The organism is Litoreibacter ascidiaceicola (assembly GCF_900129235.1).
Taxonomy (GTDB): domain Bacteria; phylum Pseudomonadota; class Alphaproteobacteria; order Rhodobacterales; family Rhodobacteraceae; genus Litoreibacter; species Litoreibacter ascidiaceicola.
In genome coordinates this window covers 1-12,770 of record NZ_FQUV01000002.1, presented here as the reverse complement: position 1 = coordinate 12,770, position 12,770 = coordinate 1, and the positions used below count along the sequence as shown (strand labels likewise).

Here is a 12,770-nt window from a genome sequence, read left to right as displayed (position 1 = left end):
ATGAAAATGCCACTCTTACAGCAGATTTCCTCGCATTTCAGTAGCCAACAGTGGAACTACTTAGAAAGATGGGCAAATGGTCCTCTAGCAAGATTATCAATCGGTATTCCTCTCTTCGGGTATTTGATCCTTTTCAATGATGAATTGGCGACTATTCTCAAGTTTACTTACGTTACTGGGGAAAAAGACACTTTTTTTCTTTCTCCAGATACCCGCCTGCAACTTCTCTATTTTGGACTAGTTTTTTTGGCCGTAGCTACAGCTTGGTATAATTGGCGGAAACCTATGGTTTTGCACCAAGCAACTTCTCAAGTCGCGTACGCAGAGTATGCAATAGCAAATTACCCGATAATTGATCTAATCGAGATTTATAAACTGGTAGATGAGCATAGCTCTCAACCACTCACCGCCTACTGGACGTTTGGAGAGAAGGATCTTGAAAAATTTATTTTTGACGCTGAAGGGCAGCAGAAAAACGGTGGAGCATTCAATCCTTCACTTGCGAATAATCGCGAAGTCGCACTGAATAAAAACGGCGAGTTTCTGAGAAGCATGTTAATTGAGTTCTTTCGACAACAAGTTGGCGAGAGGAAAACGGAGCAAGTTTTTTTGATGCTCCTGAGCCTTTCTGGCTTTACGATGCTCTCTATTCCGAGTCTTGATTTCTTTGTTTCTGTTGTTCTTGCAGCCTTCTCTTAGAGTGGTACCGCCGTCACGCGGGGTGGCGATCTAACGCCAGTGACATCCACTTTATGGCAGCCAAACTCCTCCCCCAAAACTGACCGTCCACACCGTCAGCCAAATCGCCGCCCCATGGGGCGTGACGGCGATGCGCGGCGGCCTGCGGCCTTGATTCCGCGCGAGGCGCTAAACCCCTACTCCTGCACCCCTTCCAGATAGGTCACCAGATCAATCACCGGCTGGCTGGTCATGATCATCACCCCATCCTCGCCGCGGATGGTCTCGCCACGGCCCTCGAAGAACTGACCGAAGATCGGCATCGGGCTGCCATGCGACACCAACGGGTCACGCCCGTCGATCCGGCTGATCGCACGAACACGCGGAAAGACCCCGTCATTCTCGGACGCAAGCTGGGTCAGGTCCGTCGGCTGGATCACCAGCACCGAGTTCATCGGCCCGCCCCCTTTCGCGTCCACCCCGTGGCAGGTGGCGCAGTATTGCATGAACAAATCGCCACCCGCCTCGACGTCCTGTGCTGCGGCGGTGAGCGGGGCCAGAATTGCGACGGCCAAAGCGATGGATCGGATCATGATGTGCACTCCTCTGCTGACACGCCCAAGTCTACAGGGCGACTGCCCCTCGCGCCTTGATATGCGTCAACCGCGCTTCAGTGCCCGACGCAAAGCCGACGCTTTGCCGACCGTTTGCAGACCGCAAAAATCACTCCGTTTGCAGGCTGCGCAGATACTCCGCCACCAGCAGCAACGGCTCCGGCACAGGCGTCATCACCCCGTCCAGTTCGATCTGGTCCATCGGCCCCGAAAAGAAGCTGCCGAACTCCGGCATCGCTGTCTCGAACGCCGGATTCCGGTGGAACCCGTCAATGGTGCTCAACACCCGCTCCATCGGGAAAACGCCTTTATTACGGGCACTTAGCGTCGTCAGATTCGCTGGCTTGCGCTCCAGACCCGAGGCCACCCAGCCCGATCCGGTGCCATCCGTGCCATGACACGCCGTGCAATTATCCGCGAATAACTGTGCCCCCGTAGGCGGCTCCTGCGTGCATCCTGCCAGCAGGCCAAGTGCCAGTAAATAAACAATTTTCATCTGCGCCTCCATTCGTTTTGAGGTCAGACTAACAGCTTCCAAGCCCCTCGTCTTGCGCCAAGTCAAACCCTCTTGCCCTAGTCGCGAAGACTTGCCACTGTGCGCCATGCGCACGCTAATTCTCCTTGCTTTCCTGAGCCTTACCGCCTGCGGTCGCCCCCTGTCCGAGGCCGAGATGCGCTTCGCGTCCGAGTTCCACGGCCCCGATCTCGACACCTCCAAGGTGCGCATCCGTCAGGCCCCCGTCCTGAAGCTCTACAACGCTACCTACCCGACCCCGCCCCGCAGCACCTGTGCGCAGAAAATCCTGCCGCCAGTGACCGGGCCGACCATCACCAGCGCCCCGGGCGCCACTGTTTTATTCAATACAATCAACGTGAACCCGGACTACGCCGCCCGCGACTACCTGCCCGCCTACCCCGACGCTGCCCTGCTGCTCGCGTCGATGTTTCTGGCCCATGAGCTGGTCCATGTCTGGCAATGGCAAAACCGCGCGACCACCGGATATCACCCGCTAAAAGCCGCACGCGAGCACCAAAGCCACCCCGACCCCTACCTGTTCGAGCTGTCCAACACCGCAGAGTTCCTCGATTTCGGCTACGAGCAACAAGGTGCCATCGCCGCCGAATATATCTGCTGCGCCGCCCTTGCCCCCAAGGCCCGCCGCACCACGCGGCTGGAACGCCTGCTGACCCCGCATTTCAATCTCGCCGCCATGACCACCCGCCTCGATAAGTCCAAAATGCTTTTGCCTTGGAGCGGGGTGGAGTTGAATGGCATCTGCGACTAGCCTGATAATCTGGAGGGATTTTTGATGAATACATATGACTTGTCCGGCCGCGTGGCCGTGGTCACCGGCGGCGTGCAGGGAATCGGCCTGGCTGTGACGGAACGCCTGCAAGCCTCGGGTGCGAAGGTCGCTGTTTGGGACATGCAGGACGCGACCTCCGGCAATTTCAACACCACCTGTGACATCTCCGATATGGGCTCGGTCAAAGCAGCGCTCACCGCCACGGAAGACGCACTTGGCCCCGTCGACATTCTGGTCAATTCCGCAGGTATCGCGGGTCCGAACGCTCCGATCCAAGACTATGACGACGACGCGTGGTCGCAAATCATCGCCATCAACCTGACTGGCACTTACAACACCAACAAGGCGGTGCTGCCGGGCATGCAGGCGCGCGACTATGGCCGCATCCTCAACATCGCCTCCATCGCGGGCAAGGAAGGCAACCCGAACGCCTGCGCCTATTCGGCGTCCAAGGCGGGCGTCATTGGCCTCACCAAATCAGCAGGCAAGGAAAACGCCGGCCACAACATCGCGGTGAACTGCCTCACGCCCGCGGCTGCCCGCACGCCAATTTTTGACCAGATGAGTGAGGAGCATATCGGCTACATGCTCTCCAAAATTCCCCGCGCGCGCTTTCTGGAGGTCGAGGAAGCCGCCAGCATGATCGCGTGGATCATCTCTGCCGAGAACTCGTTCACCACCGGCGCGGTGTTTGATCTGTCCGGTGGGCGGGCGACATATTGAACGCAAACCCACGGACCATTGTCAGCATCATCGGCTATGCGCTTGTTGCACTCTTAATTGTTGTTGCCGGATCTGTTGTTATCCTGTCGACATTCGAGTCGCAAAAATCCATTATGTACCAAACAGTTAAAATCACAGCACGCGGTCCCTCGAGCGTGAGCGACACCTCTGCGGCGCGAAGTGAACCAATTATCGAAATACAGCTGGCAAATGGACAAACACGCCACCTGCCCAACTTATACTATGCCTTGCACCCAGAACTTGAGATCGCCTGTCTCAGCATCAGCGAAGGCAGCTACAGCGGCACACAAAAATTGGCACTGGTTCCTATAGACCTGTGCAAGGCGCCGTGATGATACCAGGCTCATAAGCGGAAATTTGCACACCATTGCGCCGATAATGCCCGCTTGCCCCGCTACCGCGCCCATGTTTCACTTTGGCACAAATATTCCCGCCGGAGGCTCCATCCGTGAGCAACACATCCTACGCCCTGATCATGCTCGCCGCCGGTATCGGCATCCCCGTACTTGCGGCGCTGAACGCCAGCTTGGGGCGTACTATTGGCGCACCCGCCGCGGCATCCGTCGTGCTGTTCGCGGTGGCGTTAATCAGCGCGCTTGTGGTGGTCCTGATCACCGGTCCAGCGGCGATTGCCAATGTCGCCAGCGCGCCCAAGCACCTGCTCTTTGCAGGTGTGCTTATCGCATTCTACGTGTTGACCATCACGTATATCGCGCCGCATTTCGGCATCGGCAACGCGGTGTTCTTTGTGCTGCTGGGCCAGCTCATCTCTGCTGCGCTAATCGACCATTTCGGCTTGTTCGGCGCGCTCCAAACGCCACTCACGCTGACGCGGGCGACAGGTATTGCAGTCATGGCAGCTGGCGTTTTCCTGACCCAGATAACAGGCCGTGCCTAAGCGAGCTGTGACAGCTTGCTCCAAAGCTCGTCTGCAACCTGAACCACCGTCGCCTCCGCGCGCGACGCGCCGGGGATACGCGCCCCGGGCTGCTCTGCCACGGCCTCAACAACACGCGCCACACGCGCGTCGAAGGCGTCCGTATAGGTGCCCGGATCAAGCAGCAGATAGAACTGCCCCAACCCATGCGGCGGACCATCCGCCAATTTCAAACCGCCTACATCCAGCGAGTTGACAGAGCCTGTCATAGCCGCTGCCATCACCTCGCCCATCAGGCCAAAACCCCAACCCTTGTAGCCGCCCGCAGAGACCAAAGCCCCTTTCAGTGCGGCTTCCGGATCGGTGGTCGGCTGGCCTTCCGCATCCACGGCCCAACCCAAAGGAATGCTCTCTCCCGCGGCCTTGGCCATGGTAATTTTCCCCAAAGCCACAGCGGATGTAGAGAAGTCGAAATGCATCACCGGAGCGTCAGCCCCCGGCACCGTCATGGCCATTGGATTGGTGCCGATCACCGCCTTGTTTCCCCCCGGAGGGGCCACAACGGGCGACGCATTGGTGAAGCCGATCCCCACCAGTCCGGCCGCCGCGATCTGCTCGGTGAAATACCCCAGCGAAGTGCAGGTATGCGCGTGGGCCACCGCCAGCGACGCGGTGCCGTTTTCCTTGGCCGCTGCAATGGCCTCCGGCAACGCGCGGGCAAAGGCCGCTTGGGCAAAACCGAACTTGGCGTCCGCCTTGACCGATGCCGGGCGCGGACGCGTAACCACAGGCTCCACATCGCCCTTCACACGGCCCGAGGCCAGTTGCAGACAGTAGCTTTCCAGATAATAAAGCCCGCAAATGACGTTGCCGGTTTCCTCGGCGCGGCGCACGGCGCGGGCGACTTCCGCCGCCACCCAAGGAGCGGCTCCGTAGCGGGTCAGGGCCGCGACACTTAGGGCTTCAATCTCGTCAAGTGTCACTGTCGCCATGATTTACCCTGCCTTTTCTTCCAGCATCATCCATTCTTCTTCGGCAGCGTCGAGGACGGCCTGCCGTTCCACCAGCGCATCCGTGGCCTTTTGGAACTTGGCCGGATGGTCGGTGAACAGGTTCGGATCAGACAGGAACTCGACCAGTTTGGCAATCTCTGCCTCCAGACGCTCCATCTCGGCGGGCAAAGCCTCCAAGCGATGTTTCTCGGTGAAGGACAAGCCACCGTCGGATTTCTTTTCCTCGGCTGCTTTACGCCCCTTTTCACGGCGCGTTTGCGCGGGCTTGTCGGACAGGACGGTGTCGTCCCCGCCTTCGATGGCCTGCGATTTGTAGTCAGACCAGCCACCCGCATAGACGGTCGCCTTGCCATCTTTCAGCGCCACAGTGGTCGAGGCGACGCGGTCCAGAAAATCACGGTCGTGGCTGACCAGAATGACCGTGCCGTCATAGTCGCCGATCAACTCTTGCAACAGGTCCAGCGTCTCGATGTCCAGATCGTTGGTCGGCTCGTCGAGGATCAGAAGGTTGCTTTCCCGCGCCATGATCCGCGCCAGCAAAAGCCGCGCCTTCTCGCCGCCGGAGAGAGATTTCACCGGTGCGCGGGCCTGTGCCTCGTCGAAGAGGAATTCCTTGAGGTAGCCCACCACATGCTTCGGCGTGCCACGCACCATGATGTGGTCGCCCTGCCCGCGCACACGGGTGGTCGGGTCCTCGGTCAGCGACGCCCACAGGGTCGCCTCGGGGTCCAGCGCCGCGCGGTTCTGGTCGAACACGGCCATTTCCAGATTGGTGCCGATTTTAACCGTGCCGGAATCGGGGGCAATTTCTCCGGTCATCAGCTTTAGCAGCGAGGTCTTGCCCGCCCCGTTCGGACCTACCAAAGCGATCCGGTCGCCGCGGTTCACCTTCAGCGAGAAGTTCTTGACGATGGTCTTGTCATCAAAAAACAGCGACACGTCCTCCATCACGAAGACCTGCTTGCCGGATTTAGGTCCAGCCTCCAACGCCATTGCAGCGGAGCCTTGTCTTTGGATCTGGCTGGCGCGTTCCGCCCGCAAATCCTGCAATGCTCGTACGCGGCCCTGGTTGCGCTTGCGCCGCGCCGAGATGCCTTCAACAGCCCATCGCGCCTCCGCCTTGATCTTGCGGTTAAGCTTATGGCGTTGCTGGTCTTCTTCTTCCCACATCTTGTCACGCCATTCCTCGAAACGGTCGAAGCCCGTCTCCTGTCGGCGCACCTGCCCGCGATCTACCCACAGCGTCGCGCGGGTCAGCGCGCGCAGGAAGGCTCGGTCGTGCGAGATCAGGATAAACGCGGCACGGGTCGATGACAGATGCCCCTCAAGCCACGCAATCGCCTCGATATCCAGATGGTTGGTCGGTTCGTCCAGCAGCATCAGCTCCGGTGCTTCGGCCAGCAGTTTTGCTAAAGCCGCACGGCGACGCTCCCCGCCGGAGGCCGCAGAGACCTCGGCCTCAAGGTTCAGCTTCAACCCTTCGGCGGCGCTTAAAAGCTTGTATTCCTCGCTCAGGTCCATCTCGCTCAATGCGAAATCGCCCAGCGTCGCAAATCCCGTCAGATCAGGATGTTGTTGCATATAGCCGGTGGTCACGCCCGGGGCGAGGAACCGCGCGCCCGCGTCTGGCTCGATCAACCCGCCCATGACCTTCATCAGGGTCGACTTGCCCGAGCCGTTGCGGCCCACAAGGGCCACGCGGTCACCGGGCTGAACCACGAGGCTCAGGTCTGAAAACAAGGGATCACCGCCGAAGGTCAGCGATATATCGGTGAGTTGTAAATAAGGTGTACGTGCCATGGGACCACCCGCTACGGCGTCGCGGCAATGGCGTCAACACATCACCCTGCGATGGCGCGTAAAAGCTTCTTGCGGGCGGGGGGAATCGCGCTGATTTCCAGCCCCGTAAAGACGTGCAGGGTATTCAGGTCGCGGTCGACCACTGCATGATCGCTGACCCAGCCACCCATAATCAGGTAGGTGCGCAACAAGGGCGGCATCGCACTCATCGCGGCCTTCAGATCAGGTCGCATCAGCCGCAGCTTGCGCGCAAACGGAAACACGAAAGGCGCTTTGACTCGCGGCAACCAGCGTTTGGGGGCCAAGTGGCGATCTTTTAGCAATGAGAACGCGTCCAGATAGGCCTCCTCCGAGGTGCCTTTGAAGGACGAGCAGCCGAACAGCATTTCCACCCCTGCCTCGTCCACATATTTGGTCAGCGCCCCCCACGCGACGCGCAGGATGTCGGGGTCGGTATGGTCAGGGTGCACGCAAAATCGGCCCATTTCGACCATCGCACCTTCGAATTTTGCCAGTTTAGACAGGCCGTAATGCTGTGCGGAATAGCTTTGTTCGATGGCGCGCCCGTTATCCAGTGGCATCAGGCGGAAGCAGCAGACAAGCGTATCGCTCGACACGTCTTCAACCAGCATGTGCAAACACTGGTCGTCAAAATCGTCGGCATCAAGTCCGGCGGGCGCGTTGCGAAACACCAATGCGCGCAGGCGTTGGGTTGCGTCGACATCGGCGGGGCCATCCGCAAAGCGGGCGACATAGCGGCCTTTGCTCAGCAGCGGCATATCAGTCGACCTCCGGCACCAGTGGCGCCATAGGTGGGGCCACTTCCTTGCAATTACCTAAGTATCATACAGGCCCTTACGCAAGGATGCGTCGGTCAGAAAGGCCGGATAGCGCAGGATTAATCGCCGAGCGCCTCGCCCAAGTCGATCCGGCCGAAGTTACGGATGATCTGGCGAATGAAGGTCACGTCACGCACTGTGGTTTCGGTGACGCGGCGCGACAGCGTGACAACACGACCGTCTTCCAGCCCGAACCGTTCCACATTTTGCAGCACATCATCATCGCTAAAGCGCAAGGCGACGACCTGACGGTCAATTTCCTGAGGCTTCTTATAGGCGTAGTGGCGCATTTTGCTGCCCACATAGAACCAGTCACCACCGCGCAAAACGCCAGACGAGGACGGTTTGCCAACAAGCTCTTCAACGGTTCCGCGAGTGTCGACGCCGACAGTCAGCGACTGCAGGTCCTCTTCAATCGGGATATACCCGTGATTGCGGATGATCTCGGAACAGCCTGCCACGACCAGCAGTACCGTCGCTGCGACCAGCTTCACCAGCCGCGAGGCCTGCTTGTTCTCACCGTGCCGCATGCGCGACCCCCGTTTTTTGTTCGTGTCTTGCTCTACTCGGGCCCAAAGGCTTAGAGAAGGACTTACAGAAGGACGCGCAAGTGATCAAGAAAGATAGCTCTCCTATGGCGAAGACAACTCTCCTAAGGCTCGCAGACCTGCCCAGCCGCAAAGCCACCCAGATCAGTTACATCCCAGATGCCAACGCCATGGCGCAGTTGGCCGAGGAGATGGACCTGAGCGCCCTGCGCAAAATGCGGCTCGAAGGCACGCTCCAGCCGCTTGGCAACAAGGACTGGCGTCTGGAGGCCCGCTTTGGTGCAACCGTCGTGCAGCCCTGCGTTGTAACGCTGGAGCCTGTGACCACCCGCATCGAGGAGCCGGTGTTGCGCCAGTACCTGTCTGACTGGCAGGCCCCGACAGATGCCGAGGCCGAAATGGATGGCGACGACGTCTCCGAACCGCTACCGGCTGCAATCGACATCGCGGAAGTGGCCGCCGAGGCACTCGCGCTGGCCGTTCCACGCTACCCACGCACGGACGGCGCGAAACTTGCCCAGACCGATTTCACCAAACCCGGCGCGGAGGCGATGACTGACGAAGATGTGAAGCCTTTTGCGGGCCTCGCCTCTTTGAAAGCCAAGCTGGAAAACCCTGACAAAGACTAGTCCCGCACTTTAGCGCCGCGAATCTCTTGCCAAACGCAACGGAATGGGTATTTTCCGCGCTTCTTGAGATTATGGCTCTGGACGTGCCGCGCCTGAGGCGTTAGACGCCCACGGAACGCCGTCGACAGACGCTACATTGACACACGGGCCAACGATGGCCCCTTAAACACCAAAGGTTGAGACATGGCCGTCCAGCAGAATAAAGTATCCAAGTCGCGCCGCAACAATCGCCGCGCCCATGACGCGCTGGTGGCTGCGAACCCAAACGAGTGCAGCAACTGCGGTGAGCTGAAACGCCCACACCACGTTTGCCCGTCTTGCGGCCACTATGCAGAGCGCGAAGTTGTCGCTCTGGCGAACGAAGTCGATCTGGACGACGACGCCGCTTAAGCCTAGGCTGCGTCGCAACAATAATGCGGCAAACAGGCAGGCTTCCGGTGAGTTCAACTGACACAGTCATTTCAATTGACGCTATGGGCGGGGACTTGGGCCCCGCCGTTGTCGTTGAGGGTATGGCAAAGTCTGCCGCAATAAACCCCGATCTTCGCTTTATCGTGCACGGCGACAGCGCCGAGCTGGAAAAGCATATCGCAAAACGCGGCATCACCGACCGCTGCGATATTCGCCACACCGATGATGTGGTCACCATGCATGAAAAGCCGTCCCATGTGATGCGGCACGGCAAGAACACGTCAATGTGGTCGGCCATCGACGCCGTGCGCGCGGGTGACGCCACCGTCTGCGTCAGCTGCGGCAATACCGGTGCGCTGATGGCGGTCTCCATGATCCGTCTGCGCAAAGTAGCGGGTGTGAACCGCCCGGCCATTGCCTGCCTCTGGCCGTCGCGTAATCCCTCCGGCTTCAACGTGATGCTGGATGTGGGGGCTGATATCCGCGCCGATCAGGATGATCTGCTGCAATACGCCCTTATGGGTCTCAGCTACGCCCGCAACGGCTTCGGCCTCGCCCGTCCGCGCATCGGGCTGCTCAATGTGGGCACCGAGGAGCACAAAGGCCGCGCAGAGCTTAAAGTCGCCCATGAAATGATCGAGGCCGCGGCGAAATACAACGATTTCGAGTATGTCGGCTTCATCGAAGGTGGCGACATCCCGTCGGACCGCGTCGATGTGATCGTGACCGATGGGTTTACCGGCAACGTGGCCCTTAAAACCGCCGAAGGCACCGCGAACCTGATTTCCGGCAGGATGCGTGAGTCGTTTCAGCATTCAGTCTTCTCGCGTTTCGCAGCCTTGCTGGCCTATCCGGCCTTGCAACGGCTTAAAAAACGTATCGACCCGCGCCAGGCGAATGGCGGGGTGTTTCTGGGCCTCAACGGCACCGTGGTGAAATCCCACGGATCGGCGGATGCCACAGGCGTATCGGCGGCGATCAAGCTGGCAGTGCAACTGGCGCAATCAGGTTTTGGTGAGAAGCTGGCGGCGCGGGTTGCATCCATTACCGAAGCGGGTCAATCTTCAGAACCGGCTTTGAAAACGCCGGATGCGGCAAAGGGCAAATCCAACACATGAGCATGATCCGGTCCGTTTTGCGTGGCATGGGCCACGCCCTGCCCGAACGCGTCGTCGAAAACGCCGAGTTTGAGACTTGGATGGAAACCAGCGACGCGTGGATCAAGTCCCGCTCGGGTATTGAACGCCGTCACTTCGCCGCCGAAGGGCAAACAACCTCTGATCTTGCCACCGACGCCGCGCGCGCCGCGCTTGCAGATGCGGGCATGGACGCCGAAACGCTGGATGCGATCGTCGTCGCCACCTCGACCCCCGACACAACCTTCCCCTCCGTCGCGACCATGGTCCAAGGCAATCTTGGCATGAAAAACGGCTTTGCCTTCGACGTGCAGGCCGTCTGCGCGGGCTTCGTCTTTGCCATGTCCAACGCCGACGCGCTGATCAAATCCGGTCAGGCCAAGCGGGTGCTGGTCATCGGTGCGGAGACTTTCTCGCGCATCATGAACTGGGAAGATCGCTCCACCTGCGTTCTGTTCGGCGACGGTGCCGGTGCCGTGGTTCTGGAAGCCGCCGAAGGCGATGGAACCCCGCAAGATGCAGGCATCCTCGCCACCGACCTGAACTCTGACGGCAGCTACCGCGACCTGCTTTATGTCGATGGCGGCGTCTCCAAGACCCAGACCACCGGCGTATTGGTCATGCAAGGCAAGGAAGTCTTCCGCCACGCCGTCGAGAAGCTCGCGAAAACCGCCGAAACCGCACTTGAGAAAGCCGGATTGAGCGACGCGGATGTCGATTGGGTCGTGCCACACCAAGCCAACTTGCGCATCATCAAGGCGACCGCCACCAAGATGAATATTCCCATGGATCAGGTCGTCGTGACCGTTCAGGACCACGGAAACACCTCCGCCGCATCGATTCCCCTTGCCCTGTCAGTGGCCAAGTCCGAAGGCAAATTTGCGCCGGGACAGTTGCTTGTAATGGAGGCGATTGGTGGCGGATTGGCATGGGGCGCCGTGGTTTTGCGCCTCTGAACGGGGAAAACCCGCCTAAAGCGCGCATAAAGGGTGCAATACAAGCCCTTGATATTGACTCGGAAATTCCCCCAAGCCTATCGTCTTGAAAACAACGACGAGGGGGACGACATGACTGCCAAAACATTGACCCGCATGGATTTAAGCGAAGCCGTGTTCCGAGAGGTCGGCCTGTCGCGCAATGAAAGCGCCGATTTGGTCGAAAGTGTGCTCAAGCACATGTCCGACGCACTCGTTACCGGACAGCAGGTTAAAATTTCGTCTTTTGGCACATTCTCGGTCCGCGAAAAGTCCGCTCGGGTCGGCCGCAACCCCAAGACGGGCGAAGAGGTTCCGATCCATCCCCGCCGCGTGCTGACATTCCGTCCGTCGCATTTGATGAAAGATCGCGTGGCCTCTGGCAACAAGTCCTGACCCGCCGATAAGGGAGGTCTGATTTTATGGCGACCAAAGCCCGCGATGCGTTCCGCACCATTTCCGAAGTGGCCGATTGGCTCGATGTGCCCGCACATGTGCTGCGCTTTTGGGAAAGCAAATTCAGCCAGATCAAACCCGTGAAGCGCGCCGGTGGCCGCCGCTATTACCGCCCCGATGATATGCTGCTGATCGGTGGTATCAAGAAGCTGCTGCATGACGACGGCATGACCATTCGCGGTGTGCAAAAAATGCTCAAAGAAGACGGCATCAAGGTCGTCGCTGCCCTGTCGCCCTCCCTCGATGGCGTGGACGAGGCCGCCTCTCCACGCACCGCACAACGCAAAGCCGCCGTTCCGGATGTCGAGGACGCAGTGGAGGAAACATCAACGGAGGAAACACTTCCCGCCGAGGATCAAGAGGCCGTCGCCGCTTGGGACGCCGATGCGAAAGAGGAAACTCCGGCACCGCAAGAGCGCGCACCTTTGGAAATTGATACGCCCGCAGCGCAGGACCCAGCCGCTGATGATGCCGAAGCGGCCTCATCGGATGACGCGCCAGAAGATGCACCGGAGGCCCCGTTCATCGACGTGGAAGAGGAACCACAGTTCGGCGGCGACAACATCGTCGAGCTTCCGACGCGCACCGATCCGGAACCAGAGCCAGAAGTCGCAGCCGCGCCAGAGCCAGAGCCAGAGCCAGAGCCAGAGCCAGAGCCAGAGCCAGAGCCAGAGCCAGAGCCAGAGCCAGAGCCAGAGCCAGAGCCAGAGCCAGAGCCAGAGCCAGAGCCAGAGCCAGAGCCAG

The 12,770-nt window shown here is 59.6% G+C and carries 17 protein-coding genes; 11 read left to right on the top strand and 6 right to left on the bottom strand.

The window, feature by feature from the left end; translation table 11 throughout:
* Positions 1–699, top strand: coding sequence for a hypothetical protein (locus BUB72_RS03205; RefSeq protein ID WP_139250603.1), 699 nt, complete (start codon positions 1–3; stop codon positions 697–699).
* Positions 700–875: 176 nt separating this feature from the next.
* Here BUB72_RS03205 and BUB72_RS03200 read toward each other — a convergent pair whose 3' ends face one another.
* Positions 876–1,271: a c-type cytochrome gene (locus tag BUB72_RS03200; protein WP_175549115.1), complete on the bottom strand. Its 396-nt coding sequence runs from the start codon at positions 1,269–1,271 to the stop codon at positions 876–878.
* Positions 1,272–1,401: 130 nt separating this feature from the next.
* Complete coding sequence (locus BUB72_RS03195; RefSeq protein ID WP_073140592.1) at positions 1,402–1,788, bottom strand: c-type cytochrome; 387 nt, start codon at positions 1,786–1,788, stop codon at positions 1,402–1,404.
* Between the two features lie 106 nt (positions 1,789–1,894).
* Between BUB72_RS03195 and BUB72_RS03190 the strand changes: the two genes are divergently transcribed.
* From BUB72_RS03190 to BUB72_RS03175, 4 genes are all read left to right on the top strand, one after another.
* On the top strand, positions 1,895–2,578 hold the full coding sequence (locus BUB72_RS03190) for a hypothetical protein (RefSeq protein WP_073140588.1): 684 nt from the start codon (positions 1,895–1,897) through the stop codon (positions 2,576–2,578).
* Between the two features lie 24 nt (positions 2,579–2,602).
* Positions 2,603–3,322: an SDR family NAD(P)-dependent oxidoreductase gene (locus tag BUB72_RS03185; RefSeq protein ID WP_073140583.1), complete on the top strand. Its 720-nt coding sequence runs from the start codon at positions 2,603–2,605 to the stop codon at positions 3,320–3,322.
* A complete protein-coding gene (locus BUB72_RS03180) occupies positions 3,319–3,675 on the top strand; it encodes a hypothetical protein (protein ID WP_073140578.1) in 357 nt (118 codons plus the stop codon). Before BUB72_RS03185 ends, BUB72_RS03180 begins: the two co-directional genes overlap by 4 nt.
* 143 nt (positions 3,676–3,818) lie before the next feature.
* On the top strand, positions 3,819–4,241 hold the full coding sequence (locus tag BUB72_RS03175) for a DMT family transporter (protein ID WP_073141639.1): 423 nt from the start codon (positions 3,819–3,821) through the stop codon (positions 4,239–4,241).
* Here BUB72_RS03175 and BUB72_RS03170 read toward each other — a convergent pair.
* The 4 genes from BUB72_RS03170 to BUB72_RS03155 form a co-directional block, all read right to left on the bottom strand.
* The gene (locus BUB72_RS03170; RefSeq protein WP_073140575.1) at positions 4,238–5,212 is read right to left on the bottom strand and encodes an Ldh family oxidoreductase; all 975 of its coding nucleotides are present in this window, start codon (positions 5,210–5,212) and stop codon (positions 4,238–4,240) included. The two genes, BUB72_RS03175 and BUB72_RS03170, sit on opposite strands and share 4 nt — an antisense overlap.
* 3 nt (positions 5,213–5,215) lie before the next feature.
* The gene (locus BUB72_RS03165; protein WP_073140571.1) at positions 5,216–7,033 is read right to left on the bottom strand and encodes an ABC-F family ATP-binding cassette domain-containing protein; all 1,818 of its coding nucleotides are present in this window, start codon (positions 7,031–7,033) and stop codon (positions 5,216–5,218) included.
* Between the two features lie 41 nt (positions 7,034–7,074).
* Positions 7,075–7,812, bottom strand: a complete 738-nt coding sequence (locus tag BUB72_RS03160; protein ID WP_073140568.1) for a GNAT family N-acetyltransferase — start codon at positions 7,810–7,812, stop codon at positions 7,075–7,077.
* Positions 7,813–7,931: 119 nt separating this feature from the next.
* Positions 7,932–8,402, bottom strand: a complete 471-nt coding sequence (locus BUB72_RS03155) for an outer membrane protein assembly factor BamE (RefSeq protein ID WP_073140565.1) — start codon at positions 8,400–8,402, stop codon at positions 7,932–7,934.
* A gap of 80 nt (positions 8,403–8,482) precedes the next feature.
* Here BUB72_RS03155 and BUB72_RS03150 point away from each other — a divergent pair, with 80 nt between their 5' ends.
* The 6 genes from BUB72_RS03150 to BUB72_RS19015 form a co-directional block, all read left to right on the top strand.
* Positions 8,483–9,049, top strand: coding sequence for a YceD family protein (locus tag BUB72_RS03150; RefSeq protein ID WP_342742145.1), 567 nt, complete (start codon positions 8,483–8,485; stop codon positions 9,047–9,049).
* Positions 9,050–9,232: 183 nt separating this feature from the next.
* Positions 9,233–9,439: a 50S ribosomal protein L32 gene (gene rpmF / locus BUB72_RS03145; protein WP_073140558.1), complete on the top strand. Its 207-nt coding sequence runs from the start codon at positions 9,233–9,235 to the stop codon at positions 9,437–9,439.
* Between the two features lie 23 nt (positions 9,440–9,462).
* Complete coding sequence (gene plsX, locus BUB72_RS03140) at positions 9,463–10,578, top strand: phosphate acyltransferase PlsX (protein ID WP_073140553.1); 1,116 nt, start codon at positions 9,463–9,465, stop codon at positions 10,576–10,578.
* A 2-nt stretch (positions 10,579–10,580) separates the two neighbouring features.
* Complete coding sequence (locus BUB72_RS03135) at positions 10,581–11,552, top strand: beta-ketoacyl-ACP synthase III (protein ID WP_073140550.1); 972 nt, start codon at positions 10,581–10,583, stop codon at positions 11,550–11,552.
* Positions 11,553–11,663: 111 nt separating this feature from the next.
* Positions 11,664–11,966 carry an integration host factor subunit alpha gene (ihfA, locus tag BUB72_RS03130; RefSeq protein WP_073141637.1) on the top strand — a complete coding sequence of 101 codons (303 nt, stop codon included), beginning with the start codon at positions 11,664–11,666 and terminating at the stop codon, positions 11,964–11,966.
* Between the two features lie 26 nt (positions 11,967–11,992).
* The coding region (locus tag BUB72_RS19015; RefSeq protein ID WP_175549114.1) for a MerR family transcriptional regulator at positions 11,993–12,770 on the top strand (778 nt) is incomplete at its 3' end.